Genomic DNA, 20,199 nt, shown 5'->3' with positions numbered 1-20,199 from the left:
ACCCTTATGACTTCCCGTTTCATGCCCGCAGAGGCCGATGCACGCTGGCAGGCCGCGTGGGACGCGGCCGGCACCTTCGTCGCCGACGATTCGTCGCCCAAGCCGAAGCGCTATGTCCTCGAGATGTTTCCCTATCCCTCGGGGCGCATCCACATGGGCCATGTCCGCAACTATACGATGGGTGACGTGCTTGCGCGCTTCCTGCGGATGACGGGGCATGAGGTGCTGCATCCGATGGGCTGGGACGCCTTCGGCATGCCCGCCGAGAATGCGGCGATGGAAAAGAAGGTCCATCCCGGCCAGTGGACCTACGCCAATATCGCGGCGATGAAGGCGCAGTTGAAGCGGCTGGGCCTCGCGTTCGACTGGAGCCGCGAATTCGCGACCTGCGACCCGGAATATTACGGGCACGAACAGGCGCTGTTCCTCGAACTGCTGAACGGCGGTCTGGTCTATCGCAAGGAATCGGCGGTCAACTGGGACCCGGTCGACATGACCGTGCTGGCCAACGAACAGGTGATCGACGGGCGCGGCTGGCGCTCGGGCGCGCTGGTCGAGAAGCGCAAGCTCAGCCAGTGGTTCCTGAAGATCACCGACTTCGCCGACGACCTGCTCGCCGGGCTGGGGTCGCTCGACCAGTGGCCCGACAAGGTCCGGTTGATGCAGGAAAACTGGATCGGCAAGTCCGAGGGGCTACAATTCGCCTTCGCGCCGGTCGCCCCGTTCGATCAGGGGATCGAAGTCTATTCGACCCGCCCCGACACGATCTTCGGCGCCAGCTTCGTCGCGATCGCCGCCGACCATCCGGTCGCGCGCGCGCTGGCCGAGGGCAATGCGGAAGCCGCCGCGTTCATCGAACTGTGCAAGCAGGGCGGCACGACCGCCGCCGAACTGGATACCGCCGAGAAGCTGGGGTTCGACACCGGCTACCGGATGCGGCACCCGCTCGACCCGGCGGCGACGCTGCCGGTCTATATCGCGAACTTCGTGCTGATGGACTATGGCACCGGCGCGGTGATGGGCGTGCCCGCGCACGACCAGCGTGACCTCGACTTCGCGCGCAAATACGGCCTCGACGTGCGCCGCGTGGTGGCGGACGACGAGACTGCCGATCCGGTGTTCGCCGGCGATGAAGCCTATACCGGCCCCGGCCGCCTCGTGAACTCGGGTCCGCTCGACGGGCTGGACGTCGCCGCCGCGAAGCGTTTTGTCATCGACCGTGCCGAAAGCGAAGGCTGGGGCAAGGGCACGACGGTGTGGCGCCTGCGCGACTGGGGCGTCAGCCGCCAGCGCTATTGGGGCACGCCGATCCCGATCGTGCATTGCGACGCCTGCGGCGTAGTGCCGGTGCCGCGCGAGCAACTGCCGGTCAAGCTGCCCGAGGATGTGTCGTTCGACATCCCCGGCAACCCGCTCGACCGTCATCCGACATGGAAGCATGTCGACTGCCCGGCATGTGGGAGCCCGGCGCGGCGCGAGACCGACACGCTCGACACCTTCGTCGATTCGTCGTGGTATTTCATCCGCTTCGCCAGCCAGCCCGACGACAAACCGTTCGACCGCGCGGTCGCCGAAAGCTGGCTGCCGGTCGGGCAATATATCGGCGGGGTCGAGCATGCGATCCTCCACCTGCTCTATGCGCGCTTCTGGACCCGCGCGCTCAACCATGTCGGGCTGATCGACCTGAAGGAACCGTTCGCCGGACTGTTCACGCAGGGGATGGTCACGCACGAGACGTACAAGTCGGCGGATGGCCGCTGGCTTGCCCCCGCCGAAGTGACCGACGGCATCGAAGCCGCGACCGGTGACGCCATCACCGTCGGCCGCATCGAAAAAATGTCGAAGTCGAAGAAGAACACGGTCGATCCCGAACCGATTCTCGATCGCTACGGCGCCGATGCCGCGCGCTGGTTCATGCTGTCCGACAGTCCGCCCGAACGCGACCTGCCGTGGAGCGAGGCGGGCATCGAAGGCGCCGAACGTTTCGTCAAGCGCGTCTGGAAGCTCGTCGCAGGCTATACCCCCGGCGGCACCAGTCCGCAGGTGCTGACCCGCGCGGTGCATCGCACCGTCGCGGGCGTCGCCGCCGATATTGAGGCGCTCCAGTTCAACAAGGCGGTGGCCAAGCTCTACACGCTGCTCGGCGAGGCGGAGAAGGCGGATGCGGTGTCCGACGCCGATCTCGACGCGCTGCTGCTGCTCGTCAGCCCGATGATCCCGCATCTGGCGGAAGAGGCATGGTCGCAACTGGGCCGCGCCGGGCTGATCGCCGATGCAGGCTGGCCGGTGGTCGATCCGGCGATGCTGGTCGACAGCGAATCGACGATCGCGGTACAGGTGAACGGCAAGCTGCGCGACACGATCACGCTGCCCAAGGGTGCGGCGAAGGACGTAGCCGAAGCCGCAGCACTGGCGAGCGAAAAGATCGTCCGCGCATTGGACGGCAAGACGCCGCGCAAGATCATCGTCGTCCCCGACCGTCTGGTGAACATCGTCGCATGATCCGCATCGCTGCCTCCGCGCTCGCCCTTACCCTGCTGCTCGGCGGCTGTGGCTTGCGGCCGCTATATGGTGGGGGCGAGGCGGGCGTGGTGCGCCAGACGCTGTCAGGCGTCGAGGTCGCGCCGATCGCCGGGCAGAACGGCTGGCTGGTCGCCAATGCGCTGCGCGACCGGCTGCGCGCGGAGGGACCGGCGCGCTACCGGCTCGAAATCCGGCTCGACGATGACATCACCGGGCTGGGCGTGCGGCGCGACGATTCGATCACGCGCGAGCGGCGGACGCTGCGCGCGCGCTATCAGTTGATCGACCTGTCGAACGGCGCGGTGACGCTCGACGCCACCGCCGGATCGGACGCGGGCATCGACGTCGTCACGTCGGAATATGCCACGATCGCCGCCGAACGCACCGCGCTCGAACGGCTGTCAGTGATCGTCGCCGATCAGATCGTCACCCGCATCGCGCTCGGCACCGAGCGCCAGCGCCCGTGAAGCTGAAACCCGAGCAGGTGGGCGCCAAGCTCGACCGGCCCGGCCCCGATCTTCGCCTCTACCTGTTCCACGGCCCCGACACGGCCGGCGCGATGGCGCTGGCCGCGCGGCTGGCGAAGGGCGTGGGCGAGGGGGCCGAGCGCGTCGACATGGACGGGGCGATGCTGAAAGCCCGGCCCGGATTGCTTGCCGACGAATCGGCGTCGATGTCGTTGTTCGGTGACAAGCGCCATATCCGCGTGACCGGCATGGGCGAGGAATCGGTCGAAGCAGTGACGCTGCTGCTGAACGCCGCATCGGCCGGCAACCCCGTCGCCGCGATCGCGCCCACCGCCAAGGCGACGTCGAAGCTGGTCAAGCTCGTCACCGCCTCGCTCAACGCGGTCGCGGTCGCCTGCTATGTGCCCGATGCGGCGCAGGCGGCGAAGCTGGCGGTCGGGTTGGCGCGCGAACAGGGGGTGCGGCTGCTCGGCGACGTGCCCGAACGGCTGGCGGTGGTGACGATGGGCGACCGTGCGGTGCTGGCCAGCGAGATCGAGAAGCTGGCGCTGTACCTCGACGCCGCGCCCGACCGGCCGCGCGATGCCGATGCCGAGGTGTTCGATGCGATCGGCGCGTCGATCGCCGATGCCGAGGCGAACAACGTCGTCGCGGCGATGATCGCGGGCAATGCCGCTGCGGCGGCGCTGCCCGAACCGCCCGGCGGCGGTGCGATCCCGCTGCTGCGCGCGGTTGCCCGGCGGCTGCTGTCGCTGGCCGAGATGCGCGCCGACATCGACGACGGCCAGCCGGTCGATCAGGTGCTGGAGCGACACCGCGTCTTCTTCAAGGAACAGGCGACGACGCGCGACGCGCTGCGCCGCTGGGATGCAGCCCGCCTTGCCCGCGCGGTCGAGCGGGTGCGCGATGCCGAACGCGCCGCCCTGTCGGGCAGCGGCCTTGGCGAAGTGATGACCGCCGCCGAGGCGATCGCCATCGCGCGGGCGGCGGGGCGCGGGCGATAAAAGCATTTGCGTGGCGGAAAAACCGCTGCTAGGGGCACCCTCCTACCAGCCTCAGGGGGCTTCCCCGAAGGTGACTGTGCGGTCGTGGCGGAACTGGTAGACGCGCAACGTTGAGGTCGTTGTGGCCGAAAGGCCGTGGAAGTTCGAGTCTTCTCGACCGCACCAATTCCCCCGGCGGGTGCCGGGGGGAAGCTTTCCGGTCAGTTCGATCCGGTCGTTGCCGGTACGATGACTTTAGGCTGCATGTTGCGCAGCAGCTTCATCCCGACGTTCCCACCCGCCAGCCCGGCTTCTCGCAGCGCGATCTGCACACGACAGATGTCCGCGTGTTCGCCCTTTTGCGCCAGTGCGTCGACCAGCCGGCTTTCCGGTATTCCGGTTCGACGTAGCATATCCTCGATTATGGTTCCGGGAACATCGAATCCGCGGCTCACTGTGACAGGCCGGTTGTTGGATTCGAGCGTGGTCCGGTGGATCAGCGCCGTTTGCCGGGCACCTGCTTGCGGGGGCAACAGCATGGCGCTGGCCGGGAACTGGAAATCGTGGCACTTGATCGGATCGGACGTCGCGAAATTCCTCTTTCCGTCGACCTCGAACCGGACAATGTCGCGGAGTAATCCGTCGGGTGCGTGGGCACGTCCGGAATCCAGCCGCCGGTTGGCGAGATCGATCAGCACCTGCCGTGTCCGCTGCGGTGTCAGCCCTGCATTGATCGTGGTGGCGGTCGATCGAATATCCGCCGCAAGGTCGGGATTCACAGCTTTTGTCCGGGCGAAGCCCAGACCAGTCAGATCAAGCGCGATCCGGTTCGGGTCGGCGACATAGGCGATCTGCGGCGGCGTATCGGGGACGGCGTTCGGTTCTCCGCCGGGCGAGAGGAAAATACGCAGTCCGGCTACGATCACGATGATAGCCATCCATACATAGAAGCCGATTCGCGGATTGTTCGACGCCGGCCTGTCCCATTTCGCGAGGCGAACCGGGTTCATCCATTGCTCGGCATCGGGATAGCGCTGGCGGACGATCGACAGCAGTTCGCGCACCCGCCCCTTGGTCGTGCGCCAATCGCGCTGGCCATCGTCGGAACGGACCAGCTCGACCCACGCACCATGCAGCCGGTGGCCCGGATCGCCGACCAGCGTGGCAAAGCGGATCGCGCCGATCCGGTCGACGATCTGCCGCGCATGATACGACAGCGTATGATCGTCGCGCCGCGCGATCCAGCCGAACACGGCGGCGGCCCGTTCGAGCAACGGATCGGAGCGGGGAATCGCGATGGCGAGATGCTCGGCGAACCAGCGCTCCGCCCCCACCGCGAAGTCGATCCGTTCGAGCCGGGGGTCGGCCAGCAGCGCATAGCCATGATGGGCGATCGCCGCCGCTTCCTCCGCCGTCGACGGATCGTCGTGGCCGGGGAACAGCAGCGCTTCGAGCGCGCGGAAATTATGGTCGATCGCGGCGTCGCGCTCGGCTTCGACCGGGTCGACCCTCGCTTGCGGCAAGGGTTCGGGTTCCGGGGTGAAAAACCCATCGGCAACGACCTCGTCGTCATCGGAATCGTCGTCGAGATCGGGCAGCATCGCCACCGGATCGACCATCCCCGCCAGCGCGGCGTCGCGCGCGTCGCGCAGCCGGGCGAAGCCGGCGGGATCGGCTTCGACATCCATCGCGCGCAGCTTCGCGGCATAGGCGCGGCGGATGACGCTGCGATCGGTCGTCGGCTCGATCCCGAGCGTCCGCCAGATGCCGCGGCTCACAGGAAGCGCTCGCCCTCGATCTGGTCGAGGACCTGGGTGAACGCCGCCTGCGCCTCGGCGATCACCCGCGCGTCCTGCGTCTCCAGCGCGCTTTCGAACTGGCCGAGCATCTGGCCGATCGCCGTCCGCCGGTCGCCGAGGAAGGATTCATACGCGCGCCTTGCCCGCGCCAGCAGCGCGGCGTTCACCGCATCGTCGCGCGGATGGACCTTGAGCACCGCCAGCGCCTTGCGGCGTTTTTCCAGCTCGGCAGGGTCGGGGGCGTCCTCGTCGTCGACGATCACCAGATTGCGGCTCTGCCCCGTCTCGGCCACGGTCACGTCGATTTCGAGCAGTCCCGAACTGTCGTAGCTGAAGCGGCAATCGATCGCGACCATGCCGGCGGGTTTGGGCGGCACCGGCACCTTCACCTCGCCGAGCTTCACGTTGGCCGAAACCTCGCGCGCCTCGCCCTGATAGACGCCGAACACCACCTGCCGCTGGTTGTCGGCGACGGTCGAAAAGATCGACGAGCGGCTGATCGGCACCACCGAATTGCGTTCGATGATCGGCGCGAACAGCCCGGTGCGGTGCCCGCCGCGCCCGTCGGGCTCGCTGGTGTCGACGCCCAGCGTGAACGGGCAGACATCGGTCAGCCGGATTTCGTCGAGCGCGGCATCCTTCGCGCTCAGCCCCGCCTGCACCGCCGCGCCCAGCGCCACCGCATGGTCGGGATGGACCGTCATCGCCGGAAACCGCCCGAACATGCGGGTGACGGCGCGGCGCACGATCGGCATGCGCGTCGCCCCGCCGACCAGCACGACCTCCGACAGCGTATCGGCGGCGATGCCGCTGTCGCGCAGCGAGCGCAGCACGGGTTCGCGGATGCGCTGGATCAATCCCTTGGCATGGTCCTCGAACTGCGTCGAGGTGACGGGCGCGGTCAGGGTCACGTCGCCGGTGGTGACGGTCAGCTCGGCGGTGTCGCTGTCGCTCAGTGCCCGGCGCGCGCGTTCGGCGGCCTGGGCGAGCAGCGCGGCGGCCTTGTCGGGCGGCAGCTTGCCCAGCACCCCCTCGGGGTCGAGCCGCGGGCGGGCGAGATCGATCAGGCAGTCGTTGAAGTCGTCGCCGCCGAGGCGATTGTCGCCGGCCGAGGCGCGAACCTCGATGATGTCGTCGAACATTTCGACGATCGACACGTCGAACGTGCCGCCACCCAGATCGAACACGAGGAACGGTTCGCGGTCGGCCCGGTCGGCGATGCCGAAGGCGAGCGCGGCGGCGGTCGGCTCGTTGATGAGGCGGTGGATGGTCAGCCCGGCAAGATCGCCCGCCCGCCTCGTCGCCTTGCGCTGGCGATCGTTGAAATAGGCGGGGACGGTGACGATCGCGCCGGTCACGGCCTCGCCGGTGAACGCTTCCGCATCGCGTTTCAGGCTGGCGAGGACCAGCGCCGACAGCGCCTCGGCATCGAACGCCTTGCCGGCGAGGGTGACGGTCTCGCGCGTGCCGATGCGGCGCTTGAAGCTGGTGACGGTCCGGTCGGGATGCGTCGCCATCCGGTCGCGCGCCGGCCGGCCGACCAGCACCGCCCCGTCGTCGCCGATGCTGACCGCCGACGGGGTGAGGAACTCGCCCAGTGCGTTGGGCACCATTACCGATGTACCGCCCTGCCAGATCGCGCAGGCGCTGTTGGTGGTGCCAAGGTCTATTCCGACGATCATGCCCGTCCCTCTCAATCGGACCGGGTGTAGCCGCTTGAAAGTGCCACGCAACACTCAGTCGCGGTTGAGGCGTACCGTGACCTGCGGATCGAGCACCGACATGATGAAATAGGCCCCGGCCTGCTTGACCCGCGCCCACCAGCCCGATCGCGAACGGTGCAGTTCGCGCGTCACCCGTTCGCTGCGCGCGACTTCGCCGTCCATATAAGCGCGCAGGTGCGCGGCGAAGGCGGCATCCTCGACGCGCAGCATCAGCTCCATGTTGAGGAACATCGATCGCACGTCGAAATTGGCCGATCCGATATGCACCGCATCGTCGGCGATGAACAATTTGCTGTGCAGCTTGGTCGGGCGATATTCGTAGAGTTCGATGCCGTGGCGCAGCAGGTTGCGATAGGTGAAGCGCGCGGCGAGGATGGCGATGGCATGGTCGGTCTTTGCCGGCACGACGATGCGCAGCCGGGTGCGTTCGGCGGCGCGGTCCAGCCGGCGCATCATCAGCGGTCCGGGCGCGAAATAGGCGGCGATGATGTCGATCCGCTGCCCGCGTCGAATCTCGTGCTTGACGGTCCGCGCCCATGGCGACAGCCGCCTGGATGGCCCCCCCAATAGCCAGCGGATCGGCCCGTCATGCTCGCTCCACTGGTTCAGCATCCGCGACAATTTGCGTAGAGGCGCACCGGGAAGCTGGATCCATGCCTTGAGCGCATCGAAATATCCCGCCAGCCGCCCGGCGGCGGGGCCGTCGACCAGCAGGCCGATGTCGCGCCACGCCTGATCGGCCTCGGTCCCGAAATAGGCATCCTCGATGTTGAACCCGCCGACGATGACCCGGGCCTCGTCGGCCAGCGCCAGTTTCTGGTGGTTGCGCAGCAGATAGCGCCGGCCCAGCCGCGGCACGAAGACGCACACCTCGCCACCCGCCGCGCGCAGCGAGTCGAAAAAGCCGCGATTGGTCGCCGCTTCCGCGCCGAGCCCGTCGACGATCAACGACACCCGCACGCCGCGCCCCGCCGCCGCGACCAGCGCGTCGCGTACCCGCGTCCCCGCCCGATCCTGTTCCCAGATATAGAACAGGATGCGCAGCGACCGCTTCGCACCGTCGATCAGCGCCAGCAGCGCGGTCATTCGTTCCGGCCCTTCGGTCAGCAGCGTCAACCGATTGCCCGCAACGGTGAAGACGGGATGCGGGGCAGGGGGCATGACGACTCCGAAGGAACGATACGATCGGGTAACGGTGCGGGCGGCCGATCAGTTTCATTGACTTTTCGGACATGCACCCGTAGGGGCGGTGCTTTCCGATACCCTCCGTTTTACAAGGAAGGCGTTTCATGGCGCGCGTCACCGTCGAGGATTGCGTCGACAAGATCCCCAACCGGTTCGATCTGGTCCTGCTGGCCGCACAGCGCGCCCGCCAGATTTCGGGCGGTGCCGAACTCACGCTCGATCGCGACCGTGACAAGAACCCGGTCGTCGCCCTGCGCGAGATCGCCGAAGAGAATGTCACCCCGGACCATCTGCGCGAATCGGTGATCGGTTCGATGCAGAAGGTGCAGATCGACGACGAGGAAGCACCCGACGAACTGGGTTCGCTGGCCGCATCGGCGGAGGCGCTGCGCCTCACCGCCGCCGCGCCGCCGCGTAACCAGAACGTCGGCGGCGACTACGACGGCTGAGCCGGTCGCGTTCCTCCCGAACAACGAAAGGGCGGTCCCTCGGGGCCGCCCTTTCGCGTTTCTACGGCCGCCGCGCACCGGGACGGCTGCCCAGCGCGTCGAGCGCGTCGCCATTGCGACGTCCCCAGTCGTAGAGCAGCGCAACCGGCTCGACGAACCGTTCGCCCAGCGGCGTCAGGTGATATTCGACGGCGGGCGGCATCACCGCCTGCACCTCGCGCGAGATCAGGCCGATCGCCTCCATCTCGCGCAGCGTCTGCGTCAGCATCTTCTTGGAAATGCCGGGCAGGCTGCGCAGCAACACGCCGGTCCGCGCCGCGCCGCCATGCCGGGCGTGCAGCGTGTGCAGCACCATGCTGGTCCATTTGGTCGCGAACAGCGACAACACCCGGCGCGGCGCGCAATCCTCGCGCCATTCGTTCTCGTCGCTTCCGGCGTACATGGCTGGATACCTTTTGGTGCCTGGGGTCGGACCCGGTGCCGTCTTCAACATCGTGGCGTCGCTGCCTAGCTTCTAGGCATCACAATGAAAAGGAACGGCGAATGACGGGCAGGACGGCATTGGTAGTGGGCGCGAGCGGGATCGTCGGCGGCGCAACGGCGGCGCTGCTCGCCGACAAGGGCTGGAGCGTCCATGGCCTCGCCCGCCGGCCGGGCGCGCAAGACGGGATGCAGCCGGTCGTGGCGGACCTGCAGGACGCGGCGGGCACGGCACAGGCGCTGCGCGACCTTCGCCCCGACGCGGTGTTCATCACCACCTGGGCGCGGCAGGACAGCGAAGCGGAGAATATCCGCGTCAACGGAGCGATGGTGCGCAACCTGCTCGATGCCCTGCCCAAACCCGACAAGCCGCGCCATGTCGTGCTCGTCACCGGCCTGAAACACTATCTGGGACCGTTCGAGGCGTACGGGCACGGCCATCTGCCGCAGACGCCGTTCCGCGAGGAACAGGAACGGCTCGACGTCGCCAATTTCTATTACGCGCAGGAGGACGAGCTGTTCGCCGCCGCCGCGCGCGACGGCTTCACGTGGAGCGTCCACCGGCCGCATACCGTGATCGGCAAGGCGGTCGGCAATGCGATGAACATGGGCACGACGCTGGCGGCCTATGCCACGCTGTGCCGCGAGGCGGGCCGGCCGATGGTCTTCCCCGGATCGGCGGCGCAGTGGCACGGGCTGACCGACATGACCGATGCCGGGCAGCTTGCCGACCATCTGTTGTGGGCAGCCGAAACCCCGGCGGCGCACGATCAGGCGTTCAACGTCGTCAACGGTGACGTCTTTCGCTGGCAGTGGATGTGGGGCCGCATCGCCGACTGGTTCGGCGTCGAGGCAGCACCGTTCGACGGCACGCTCCGTCCGCTCAAAGCGCAGATGGCCGATGCCGCCCCGCGCTGGGCGGCGATCGCGCAGGCGAACGGTCTGATCGAACCCGATCTGCACCGGCTGGCCTCGCCATGGCACACCGACGCCGATCTAGGCCGCCCGATCGAGGTCGTCACCGACATGTCGAAAAGCCGCCGGATGGGCTTCACCGGCTACCGCGCGACCGACGACGCCTTTTTCGCGCTGTTCGACCGGCTGCGCGCCGAGCGGATCATTCCGTAACCGGCTTGGGGGGCGGTGCGTCGCGCCGCCCCTTGAAGTTGCTGGCGATCACATACCATTCGGACGAATCCTTGCGGCTGGCCGGCGGCTTGGCGTGCTTCACCGTCTGGAAATTGCGCTTGAGTTCGGCGACCAGTTCGTTGTCCGCGCCGCCCGCCAGCACTTTCGCCACGAAATCGCCGCCGGGGCGCAATATCTCGCAGGCGAACAGTACCGCCGCCTCGACCAGCGCCATGGTGCGCAGGTGATCGGTCTGCGGATGGCCGACCGTGTTCGCCGCCATGTCCGACAGGACGAGGTCCGCCTCGCCGCCCAGTTCCTCGCGCAACCGTTCGGGCGCGTGATCCGACAGAAAATCCATCTGCAGGATGGTCACGCCGTCGATCGGGTCGACCGGCAACAGGTCGATGCCGACCACCGTCGCTTCGGGCCGGTTCTTGCGCACCACCTGCGTCCAGCCGCCCGGTGCGATGCCGAGATCGACCACCCGCTTCACGCCGCGCAGCAGCTTGAAGCGTTCGTCCAGCTCGATCAGCTTGTACGCCGCGCGGCTGCGATAGCCTTCGGCACGCGCCTTCTTCACATACGGATCGTTCAACTGGCGTTCGAGCCAGCGGGTCGATTGGGCCGAGCGGGCGCGGGCGGTGCGCACGCGCTGGCGGCCGGGGGGGAGTCCGCGGGTCATCGGGTTCCTGCCATCAAACGACGCAGGATTCCTTCGCGAATCCCACGGTCGGCGATCCCTAGCCGCTCGGCGGGCCATAACGCCAGAATCGATTCGAGAATCGCACAGCCCGCCACCACCAGATCGGCGCGTTCGGTGCCGATGCACGGCACCTGCCCGCGCTCGGCCAGCGTCATGCCGGCCAGTTGCCGGCTGACCGCCAGCATCGACTGCGCCGGCACGATCAGCCCGTCGACCTGCGACCGGTCGTAGGTCGGCAGCCCCAGATGCACGCTGGCGAGCGTCGTCACCGTGCCGCTGGTGCCGAGCAGCCGGCGCAGGCCATCGGCCGGCGGCAGCCGCTTGGCGAACGGTGCGAAGCTCTCCGCGACGCACGAGCGCATCCGGTCATAGGCGCCGGAGGTCATCGGCGCGGATTTGCCGCTGCCGAGACTTTCGGTCAGCGACACCACGCCCCATGGCGCCGAATGCCAGTCGAGCACGCGCGGCACCGGCCCCGTGGCATCCAGCAGCACCAGTTCGGTCGATCCGCCGCCGATGTCGAACACCAGCGCCGGGCCGTCGCCCGGCTCCAGCAGCGCATGGCAGCCGAGCACGGCAAGCCGCGCTTCCTCCTCGGCGGTGATGATGTCGAGATGGATGCCGGTCTCGTCGAACACCCGCCTTACGAACGCCGCGCCGTTGCTGGCGCGACGGCAGGCCTCGGTCGCGACCGAGCGGGCGAGCGTCACCTCGCGGCGCTTGAGCTTTTCGGCGCAGATCCTCAGCGCGGCGACGGTGCGGTCCATCGCCACGTCGGACAGGCGGCCGGTCGCCGCCAGCCCCTCGCCCAGCCGGACGATCCGCGAGAAGGCGTCGACGACCGCGAAGCCGTCCCCCTGCGGCCGCGCGATGAGCAGCCGGCAGTTGTTGGTGCCAAGATCGAGCGCGGCATAATGACGCGCACCCGGCCAGCGTGGCCGCGCTGGCGAAGAAGTTGCCTGTCGGGGGGCGTCGGGCGCTCCCCGGTGCGGCAACCGGGCGGAAACATCCCCCATGCCGTCACTCGCTTTATGGTCTGTCCGTCACGGCATCCGGCCGCTCGGTGGTTGGCAAGGAACGTAGCGGAACGCCCCGCGAACGACAAGGCGGTGCGACGAACCGCGACGATTTTGCGTTGACACCGCAAAATGGGCAGCCTATCGGACCGCCCTCGCTGCGACGCTGCCCTGTCGTCTAAAGGTAAGACTACGGACTCTGACTCCGTTAATTGAGGTTCGAATCCTCACGGGGCATCCAGCGCTTTTCCCGACCCATCGCCATCCCACGCCGAAACCGGCTGGCTGAACCGCGTGCGTAACGGTATTCGGGCTGGGCCATGAGGATCGCGATCATCGATACCAGCACCACGCGCGCGGCGATCATCGCCGAAGGGCTGCGTGAGGCCGGGCTGGACGATCAGGTCGTGATCGATCCGGCAGGACCGCTCGCCCGCCAGATCGAGGCGTGCGCGCCGCAGGTCGTGCTCATCAACCTCGAAAATCCCAGCCGCGATCTGCTGGAGGATTTCTTCGCCATGTCGCGCGCGCTCGACCGGCCGATCGCGATGTTCGTCGACCAGTCGGATGCCGAAAGCGCGCTGGCGGCGGTCGATGCGGGCGTGTCGGCCTATGTCGTCGATGGCCTCGCCAAGCAGCGGATCAAGCCGGTGCTCGACGTCGCGATCCGCCGGTTCCAGGCGTTCTCGCGGTTGCAGGCCGAACTGGCCGAGGCCAAGACCGCGCTGGCCGATCGCCATACGATCGACCGGGCCAAGGCGATCCTGATGCGCCGGCGCGCGATCGACGAGCCGGCCGCCTATGCGCTGCTGCGCGGCCATGCGATGCAATCGAACCGGCGGATCGCCGAAGTGGCGGAGGCGATCGTGACCAGCGACGCGCTGATGGGGGATTTGCCGTGAGCACCGAAGGCTTTCGCATCGGCTTCCTGCCGCTGGTCGATGCCGCGTTGCCGATCCTCGCGCACGAACTGGGCTTCGCCGAGGAACAGGGGCTGGCGCTGGACCTCGTGCGCGACGTCACTTGGGCGACGGTGCGCGACCGGCTGCTGTATGGCCATACCGATGCCGCGCACATGGTCGCGCCGCTCGCCATCGCGACCAGTCTTGGCCGCGACCGGCCGGCGACGCCGCTGGCGGTGCCGTTCGTGCTGGGGCTGAACGGCAATGCGATCACCTTTTCGACCGCGCTTGGGCAGGCATGTGGCCTTGGCGATACGCTCGGCGATCCGCGCGCGGTGGGCGCGGCGCTGCGCGAGGTCACGCGGACCCGGCGGTTGCGCTTCGGCGTGGTCCATCGCCATTCGAGCCACAATTACATGCTGCGCTACTGGCTGGCCGGCGTCGGCATCCGCCCCGATCATGACGTCGAGATCGTCGTCACCAGCCCGACCTTCGCCGCCGACGCGCTGGCGGCGGGCGAGGTCGACGGCATCTGCGTCGGCGAGCCGTGGAATTCGATCGCGGTCGATCGCGGCGTCGGGCGGATCGCGCTGGCGACCGCGCAGATCTGGCGGCGCGGCGTCGAAAAGGTGCTGGCGATGCGCGCCGGGGTCGCCGCCGAACGGCACGATGCCACGCTGCGGCTGGTCCGCGCGCTCCACGCCGCCGCCGCGCATTTCGTCGAGCCCGACACGGCGGAGACGAGCGCCGCGATCCTTGCGCGCGCGTGCTATCTCGATGCGCCGGTCGATGCGGTCCTGCGCGCGATCACCGATCGCATCCGCCTCGTCGCCGGTGGCGTGCCGGTCCATTATCCCGACTTCATGTTCCAGTATCGCGAGGCGGCGAACTTTCCGTGGCGCAGCCAGGCGGCATGGCTCTATGCCCAGATGGCGCGCTGGGACGGGCGCGGCCATGATCCGGCCGACGCTGCGGTGGCGGTCGGCACCTTCCGCCCCGACCTTTATCGCGCGGCGCTTGCCGGATCGGGTGCGCCGCTGCCGGGGGCCAGTTCGAAGCTGGAAGGGGCGCTGGGCCAGGCGATCGGCGCGGGATCGACTCAGGGGCGGCTCGTGCTCGGCCCCGACGGATTCTTCGACGGGCGCGCGTTCGATCCCGACGATATTCCGGGCTATCTCGCGTCGTTGCCTTGATCCGCTGACGCGAATGCGGTTCCGGCCCGCTCTCCCTCCCGGCCACCCACACGGTCTTCTCGAAGGGTGGCCGGGAGGGGGAGCGGGCCGGAACCGCGCTCCGCACGACACCCCGCATCATCCGAATGTTGCACCTGCGAAAAGGGGCTTGTGCGGAACCCGCGAATCAGGCAGCTTGATGGGGTTCCGGCAATGGCGTCGGACACGACATAGCAGCGACATGCCTCTCCAATGCCGGGGGGGTTCCCGCTGACGGACCACCGGACGCGAGGCGTCCGGTATCCGAACAGAGGCAACGAAGCCGCCAGAACGCGCCCGAGATGGGTCGTCGTTCTGGCGGCTTTTTCATTTTCGGGCTCATGGGGGAGCGCAGGGCATGGCGACGGCATGGAACGGGGCGAAGGACACGCCCGACAGCTTCTGGAACAGCGGGCATACGCCGACGCTGATCGCGGCATTTCTCTATTTCGACTTCGCGTTCATGGTGTGGGTGCTGCTCGGACCGTTGGCACCTGAAATCGCCACGACGCTGGGGCTGACCCCGGCGCAGAAGGGGCTGATGGTCGCGGTGCCGACGCTGGCCGGCGCGCTGTTGCGCGTCGTCAACGGGCTGCTGGTCGACCGGATCGGGCCGAAGCGCTCGGGCGCGATCAGCCAGATCATCGTCATCTTGGGGCTAGCCACCGCATGGATGCTCGGCGTCACCAGCTTTGCCGGCACGCTGGCGCTGGGCGTGGTGCTGGGCTTCGCCGGGGCGAGCTTTGCGATCGCGCTGCCGCTCGCCAGCCGCTGGTATCCGCCCGAGCATCAGGGCAAGGCGATGGGGCTGGCCGGCATGGGCAATTCGGGCACGGTGCTCGCCGCGCTGTTCGCGCCTGGCCTCGCCAAGCTGTTCGGTTGGAACGCGGTACTGGGCCTCGCCTGCATCCCGCTTAGTCTCGTGTTCGTCGCCTATATGGCGATGGCCAAGGACCCGCCGAACGCGCCTGCGCCCAAGCGGCTGGGGGAATATCTGTCCCCGCTGAAGCAGGGCGATGCGTGGTGGCTGATGGGCTTCTATGCCGTCACCTTCGGCGGGTTCGTCGGCCTTGCTGCCAGCCTGCCGATCTATTTCACCGACCGGTTCGGCCTGTCGACGATCCATGCCGGCTATGCCACCGCCGCCTGCGTGTTCGCCGGGTCGCTGGTGCGGCCGATGGGCGGCGCGCTGGCCGACAAGGTCGGCGGCGTGAAGACGCTGATGGCGGTGTTCGTGGTCGCCGCCGTCGCGCTGGCCGGGGTGGCCAGCGTCACGACGATGCCCGCCGCACTCGCGCTGTTCGTCATCGCCATGCTCGCGCTGGGGGTGGGTAACGGATCGGTGTTCCAACTGGTGCCGCAGCGCTTCGCCGCCGAGATCGGCGTGATGACCGGCCTCGTCGGCATGGCCGGCGGGGTGGGGGGCTTCTACCTCGCCTCCTCGCTCGGCCTCGCCAAGCAGTGGACCGGTAGCTTCGCCCCCGGCTTTCTCGTCTTCGCCGCGCTGGCGCTGGTGGCGCTCGCCGGGCTCGTCGTGGTGAAGGCGGGATGGCGCGCGCGGTGGGGCACCGCCCAGGGCGTGAGGATCTGATCGCCATGCCGCGTATCGCCCCCGCCACCCTCCTCCTGCTCGGCATCGCGTCGCCGGCCATGGCCCAGAGCGTGAAGCCGCTCGTCGACGCCCGGCTGCGCTACGAACATGCCGATCAGGACGGCCTGCCGCGCACCGCCGACGGGGTGACGGCGCGGGTCCGTGCCGGACTGTCGGTCAGCGACGGCCGCTGGTCGGCGCTGGCCGAGGCGCAGGGCAATCTCGCGATCGTCGGCGATTATTTCGACGGGCTGCACCCCGATGCCACCCGTCCGCTGATCGCCGATCCGCAGTCGATCGCCCTCTACCGCGCGCAGGTGCAGTATCGCGCGCCGGGGATGACGCTTACCGCCGGGCGGCAGCGGATCGTGATCGACGACGAACGCTTCGTCGGCGCGGCGGCGATCCGCAACAACGGCCAGACCTTCGACGCGGTGCGCGCCGAACTGACCCCGGCAAAGGGGCTGAAGGCCGACGTGACCTATGCGTGGGCGGTGCATACCGTGTGGGGCATCGACGGCACGGCTGCGCGGCAGGGCGTGATCGAGGGGAACAATATCCTCGCCAACCTCGGCTATGCCACGCCGCTCGGCACGCTGACCGGCTTCGCCTATCTGGTCGATCAGGACGAGGCGGCGGTGCAGGCCTATCGTCTGTCGAGCCAGACCTATGGCCTCCGCTTCGCCGGCAGCCGCGCGATCGGCAAGGCGAAGCTTGGCTATCAGGCAAGCTGGGCGCGCCAGTCCGATCATGGCCGCAATCCCAACGACTATAGCGCCGATTACTGGCTGGCCGACGCCTCGCTCGACCTTGCCGGACCCCGGCTCGGGCTGGGCTACGAAGTGCTGGGCGCCGACGACGGGCGGCCGTTCACCAGCTTTCAGACGCCGCTTGCCGCCGTGTTCAAATTCAACGGCTGGGCCGAGAAATTCACCCCCAAGCCCGCCGACGGCCTGCGCGACCTGTACGCCAGCGGCGGCTGGGGCTGGAAGCAGGTCGGCCAGGCGAAGAACGTCAGCGTGCAGGCGATCTGGCACCGGTTCGAAAGCGACCGGCTGGTCCGCCATTATGGCGACGAACTGAACTTTCTCGCGCAGGCGACGCTCGGCCGCACCACCGCCAGCGTCCGCTACGCCGACTATCGCGCCGATCGCTTCGCGACCGATACCCGCAAATTCTGGCTCCAACTGGACTGGACGATATGAAGCACGACCCCATTCAATTACCCGAGGGCGACGCCCGGGAACACTTGGTCGTCATCGGCAACGGCATGGCCGGCTGCCGCGCGGTCGAGGAACTGCTGGCGCGCGATCCCGCACGCTATCGCATCACCATCGTCGGTGCCGAACCGCTGGTGAACTACAACCGGATCATGTTGTCGCCGGTGCTGGCCGGGGAAAAGACGTTCGACGACATCGTCATCAACGGGACCGGCTGGTACGCCGACAACGCCATCACCCTGATGAGCGGCGATCCGGTCGTCGCGATCGACCGCGCGGCGCACACCGTCACCAGCCGCAGCGGACGAACGCTTGCCTATGACCGGCTGCTGATCGCTACCGGTTCCGATCCGTTCATCATTCCGGTGCCGGGCAAGGACCTGCCCGGCGTCATCAGCTTCCGCGACATGAACGATGTCGAGACGATGCTCGCCGCCGCCGGGCGCGGCGGATCGGCGGTGGTGATCGGTGGCGGCCTGCTCGGGCTGGAGGCGGCGCACGGCCTGTCGCTGCGCGGCATGAAGGTCACGGTGCTGCACATCATGCCGACGCTGATGGAACGCCAGTTGGACGAGGCGGCGGGCTGGCTGCTCAAGACCGCGCTGGAGGCGCGCGGCCAGACGATCCTGACCGGCGCCGACACCGCCGCGATCGTCGGCGACGGCAAGGTCGAGGCGGTCCACCTGAAGGACGGCACGGTCATTCCTGCCGATCTGGTGGTGATGGCGGTCGGCATCCGCCCCTCGGTCGCGCTGGCCCGCGCGGCGGGGATCGACGTCGGGCGCGGCATCAGGGTCGACGACCATATGGTGACGAGCGACCCGGCGATCCTCGCGGTCGGCGAATGCGTCGAGCATGACGGACAGGTCTATGGCCTCGTGGCCCCCTTGTGGGACATGTGCCGCTCGCTGGCCGACGCGCTGGTCGGCGCGCCCAGCGGCTACAAGCCCTCCGCCACCTCGACCAAGCTGAAGGTCGCCGGGCTCGACGTATTCTCCGCCGGTGACTTTTCCGGCGGCGACGGCGCGGAGGACATCGTGCTGCGCGACGCCTCGCGCGGCATCTACAAGCGCGTCGTGGTGAAGGGCGACCGTATCGTCGGCGCGGTGCTGTATGGCGATACCGCCGACGGCAACTGGTATTTCGACCTGTTGAAGAAGGGCACCGACGTCGCCGACATCCGCGACGCGCTGATCTTCGGCCAGGCCTTCGCCTCGGGAGGGGGGCAGGCGGACCCTAAGGCGGCCGTTGCGGCGCTTTCCGACGATGCGGAAATCTGCGGCTGCAACGGCGTGACCAAGGGCAAGGTGCTGGCCTGCATCGACGGCGGGGCGGGCAGCCTCGACGCGGTGCGCGCCGGGTGCAAGGCATCGGCGAGCTGCGGGTCGTGTACCGGCATCGTCGAGAGCCTGCTGGCGCTGCGGCTGGGCGACGCGGTCGAGGCGGGGCCGAAGACGATGTGCAAATGCACCAGCTTCGGCCATGACGACGTGCGCCGCGAGATCGTCGCGCAGGATATGCGCTCGATCCCCGAGGTGATGCAGAAACTGCACTGGTCGACGCCCGACGGCTGTTCGTCGTGCCGCCCGGCGCTCAACTATTATCTGCTGTGCGCGCTGCCCGGCGTCTACAAGGACGACCAGCAGAGCCGCTTCGTCAACGAACGGATGCACGCCAACATCCAGAAGGACGGCACCTATTCGGTCGTGCCGCGCATGTGGGGCGGCCTCACCAACCCCCGCGAGCTGCGCGCGATCGCCGATGTAGTGGAAAAGTTCGACGCGCCGATGGTGAAAGTGACCGGCGGCCAGCGGCTCGACATCTTCGGGATCAAGAAGGAGGATCTGCCCGCCGTCTGGGCCGATCTCAACGCCGCCGGCATGGTCAGCGGCCATGCCTATGGCAAGTCGTTGCGCACCGTCAAAACCTGCGTCGGTTCCGAATGGTGCCGCTTCGGCACGCAGGATTCGACCGGGTTGGGCGTCAAGATCGAGCGCGCGACATGGGGGTCGTGGATGCCGCACAAGTTCAAGATCGCGGTGTCGGGGTGCCCGCGCAACTGCGCCGAGGCGACGATCAAGGACTTCGGCATCGTCTGCGTCGATTCAGGGTACGAACTGCACGTCGGCGGCAACGGCGGGATCAAGGTCCGCGCGACCGACCTGTTGTGCAAGGTGGCGACCGAGGAGGAGGCGATGGACATGTGCGCTGCCTTCATCCAGCTCTACCGCGAGGAGGCGCGCTATCTGGAGCGGACCGCGCCGTGGATCGAGCGGGTCGGCCTCGCCCATATCCAGTCGCGGCTGCTGCCCGACGCCGGTGTCCGTGCCGAATACGCCCGGCGGTTCCGCTTCTCGCAGCAATTCATGCAGGACGATCCATGGGCGGCGCGCGTCGCCGGGGCCGACCGCGAACAACACGCGCCGATGGCGCGCTTCCAGCCCGCAGGAGCGATGGCATGACCCCTGATTTTCTGGCGGGCGAATGGCTCGACATCGGCTGGGTCGATGAAATCCCGCTGCGCGGCAGTCGCACGGTGCAGGTCGAGGGTGGCGACGACATCGCCGTGTTCCGCACCGGCGAGGACAAGGTGTTCGCGCTGCTCGACCGCTGCCCGCACAAGCATGGCCGGTTGTCGCAGGGCATCGTCCACGGCGGCGCGGTGGCGTGTCCGCTGCACAACTGGCGCATCTCGCTCAGCACCGGCGAGGCACTGGGCGAGGACAGGGGCTGCACCCCGACCGTGCCGGTCCGGATCAGCGGCGGCCGCGTCCTGCTGTGCCGCGCCGGAACGCTGAAGGCAGCGGCGTGAACG

General features: G+C 68.3%; 17 protein-coding genes and 2 tRNA genes. 13 read left to right on the top strand and 6 right to left on the bottom strand.

Annotation, left to right across the window (positions count from 1 at the left end):
• The first annotated feature begins 6 nt into the window (after positions 1-6).
• From leuS to ASG37_RS13925, 4 genes are all read left to right on the top strand, one after another.
• Entirely contained in the window at positions 7-2,502 is a 2,496-nt protein-coding gene (gene leuS, locus ASG37_RS13940; RefSeq protein ID WP_055761411.1) for a leucine--tRNA ligase, read from the top strand.
• On the top strand, positions 2,499-2,990 hold the full coding sequence (gene lptE, locus ASG37_RS13935; protein WP_055761408.1) for an LPS assembly lipoprotein LptE: 492 nt from the start codon (positions 2,499-2,501) through the stop codon (positions 2,988-2,990). Before leuS ends, lptE begins: the two co-directional genes overlap by 4 nt.
• Entirely contained in the window at positions 2,987-3,994 is a 1,008-nt protein-coding gene (gene holA / locus ASG37_RS13930; protein ID WP_055761405.1) for a DNA polymerase III subunit delta, read from the top strand. The genes lptE and holA overlap by 4 nt, the downstream gene beginning before the upstream one ends.
• A 78-nt stretch (positions 3,995-4,072) precedes the next feature.
• A tRNA-Leu gene (locus tag ASG37_RS13925) sits at positions 4,073-4,159 on the top strand.
• Between the two features lie 35 nt (positions 4,160-4,194).
• On the opposite strand, the gene ASG37_RS13920 is transcribed toward ASG37_RS13925, so the two are convergent.
• From ASG37_RS13920 to ASG37_RS13910, 3 genes are read right to left on the bottom strand one after another with little or no spacing between them, the layout of a single operon-like run.
• Positions 4,195-5,751 carry a hypothetical protein gene (locus ASG37_RS13920; protein WP_055761402.1) on the bottom strand — a complete coding sequence of 519 codons (1,557 nt, stop codon included), beginning with the start codon at positions 5,749-5,751 and terminating at the stop codon, positions 4,195-4,197.
• Positions 5,748-7,454 carry an Hsp70 family protein gene (locus ASG37_RS13915; protein ID WP_055761399.1) on the bottom strand — a complete coding sequence of 569 codons (1,707 nt, stop codon included), beginning with the start codon at positions 7,452-7,454 and terminating at the stop codon, positions 5,748-5,750. The genes ASG37_RS13920 and ASG37_RS13915 overlap by 4 nt, the downstream gene beginning before the upstream one ends.
• 54 nt (positions 7,455-7,508) lie before the next feature.
• Entirely contained in the window at positions 7,509-8,657 is a 1,149-nt protein-coding gene (locus ASG37_RS13910) for a phospholipase D-like domain-containing protein (RefSeq protein WP_055761395.1), read from the bottom strand.
• Positions 8,658-8,785: 128 nt separating this feature from the next.
• Here ASG37_RS13910 and rpoZ point away from each other — a divergent pair, with 128 nt between their 5' ends.
• Positions 8,786-9,130, top strand: a complete 345-nt coding sequence (gene rpoZ, locus ASG37_RS13905) for a DNA-directed RNA polymerase subunit omega (protein WP_055761391.1) — start codon at positions 8,786-8,788, stop codon at positions 9,128-9,130.
• 61 nt (positions 9,131-9,191) lie between these two features.
• On the opposite strand, the gene ASG37_RS13900 is transcribed toward rpoZ, so the two are convergent.
• Positions 9,192-9,572: a winged helix-turn-helix transcriptional regulator gene (locus ASG37_RS13900; RefSeq protein WP_055761388.1), complete on the bottom strand. Its 381-nt coding sequence runs from the start codon at positions 9,570-9,572 to the stop codon at positions 9,192-9,194.
• A 101-nt stretch (positions 9,573-9,673) separates the two neighbouring features.
• Here ASG37_RS13900 and ASG37_RS13895 point away from each other — a divergent pair, with 101 nt between their 5' ends.
• A complete protein-coding gene (locus ASG37_RS13895; protein ID WP_055761385.1) occupies positions 9,674-10,738 on the top strand; it encodes an SDR family oxidoreductase in 1,065 nt (354 codons plus the stop codon).
• On the opposite strand, the gene ASG37_RS13890 is transcribed toward ASG37_RS13895, so the two are convergent.
• Positions 10,728-11,423, bottom strand: coding sequence for an RlmE family RNA methyltransferase (locus tag ASG37_RS13890; protein WP_055761382.1), 696 nt, complete (start codon positions 11,421-11,423; stop codon positions 10,728-10,730). The genes ASG37_RS13895 and ASG37_RS13890 overlap by 11 nt on opposite strands.
• Complete coding sequence (locus tag ASG37_RS13885; protein ID WP_082448485.1) at positions 11,420-12,460, bottom strand: Ppx/GppA phosphatase family protein; 1,041 nt, start codon at positions 12,458-12,460, stop codon at positions 11,420-11,422. The genes ASG37_RS13890 and ASG37_RS13885 overlap by 4 nt, the downstream gene beginning before the upstream one ends.
• A gap of 167 nt (positions 12,461-12,627) precedes the next feature.
• Between ASG37_RS13885 and ASG37_RS13880 the strand changes: the two genes are divergently transcribed.
• The 7 genes from ASG37_RS13880 (at position 12,628) to nirD (ending at position 20,196) form a co-directional block, all read left to right on the top strand.
• Positions 12,628-12,701, top strand: a tRNA-Gln gene (locus ASG37_RS13880).
• A gap of 79 nt (positions 12,702-12,780) precedes the next feature.
• On the top strand, positions 12,781-13,362 hold the full coding sequence (locus ASG37_RS13875; protein WP_055761379.1) for an ANTAR domain-containing response regulator: 582 nt from the start codon (positions 12,781-12,783) through the stop codon (positions 13,360-13,362).
• Complete coding sequence (locus ASG37_RS13870; RefSeq protein ID WP_055761376.1) at positions 13,359-14,555, top strand: CmpA/NrtA family ABC transporter substrate-binding protein; 1,197 nt, start codon at positions 13,359-13,361, stop codon at positions 14,553-14,555. The genes ASG37_RS13875 and ASG37_RS13870 overlap by 4 nt, the downstream gene beginning before the upstream one ends.
• Positions 14,556-14,931: 376 nt before the next feature.
• Entirely contained in the window at positions 14,932-16,164 is a 1,233-nt protein-coding gene (locus ASG37_RS13865; protein ID WP_055761372.1) for a nitrate/nitrite transporter, read from the top strand.
• A 5-nt stretch (positions 16,165-16,169) separates the two neighbouring features.
• Entirely contained in the window at positions 16,170-17,369 is a 1,200-nt protein-coding gene (locus ASG37_RS13860; protein WP_055761605.1) for an alginate export family protein, read from the top strand.
• On the top strand, positions 17,366-19,846 hold the full coding sequence (gene nirB, locus ASG37_RS13855; RefSeq protein WP_055761369.1) for a nitrite reductase large subunit NirB: 2,481 nt from the start codon (positions 17,366-17,368) through the stop codon (positions 19,844-19,846). The genes ASG37_RS13860 and nirB overlap by 4 nt, the downstream gene beginning before the upstream one ends.
• Positions 19,843-20,196, top strand: coding sequence for a nitrite reductase small subunit NirD (nirD, locus tag ASG37_RS13850; protein ID WP_055761365.1), 354 nt, complete (start codon positions 19,843-19,845; stop codon positions 20,194-20,196). Before nirB ends, nirD begins: the two co-directional genes overlap by 4 nt.
• The last annotated feature ends 3 nt before the right edge of the window (positions 20,197-20,199 follow it).

The sequence above is a fragment of the Sphingomonas sp. Leaf407 genome (genome assembly GCF_001425385.1).
Classification (GTDB): Bacteria; Pseudomonadota; Alphaproteobacteria; order Sphingomonadales; family Sphingomonadaceae; genus Sphingomonas.
Note: the sequence above shows the minus strand (reverse complement) of the source record. Positions and strands in the feature narration are given on the sequence as shown.